Source organism: Rhodococcus sp. IEGM 1307 (genome assembly GCF_030056915.1).
GTDB classification, from domain to species: domain Bacteria; phylum Actinomycetota; class Actinomycetes; order Mycobacteriales; family Mycobacteriaceae; genus Rhodococcus_F; species Rhodococcus_F opacus_D.
Genome location: NZ_JASHKW010000123.1, coordinates 1 through 224, shown reverse-complemented (window position 1 = coordinate 224; position 224 = coordinate 1). Strand labels below are relative to the sequence as shown.

Genomic DNA, 224 nt, shown 5'->3' with positions numbered 1-224 from the left:
CGGAAAGTAACTGTGCGACGGCGGATTGAACTTCAAGGATCCGATTCAGGCCGCCAAGGCCGTGCACCGTTACACCAACTCCGCCGCCTACGTAGCCAACGTGCTCGCCTGGTCCGCCGGCTACTCCACCGGAATCATCCCGGCAGCCGCGGACCTGCCGCGCATCCACTGACCGCACATCCTTACCAGTGAGTCATGCCAGTCCTGAGCGAGTCCGCTGTACG

Annotated in this window: 1 pseudogene; it reads left to right on the top strand. The window is 62.9% G+C overall.

Features of this window, described 5'->3' with window-relative positions:
- Positions 1-10: 10 nt before the first annotated feature.
- Positions 11-172, top strand: a pseudogene (locus QM841_RS43020) (lytic transglycosylase domain-containing protein); the annotation flags it as partial.
- Positions 173-224 lie beyond the last annotated feature (52 nt).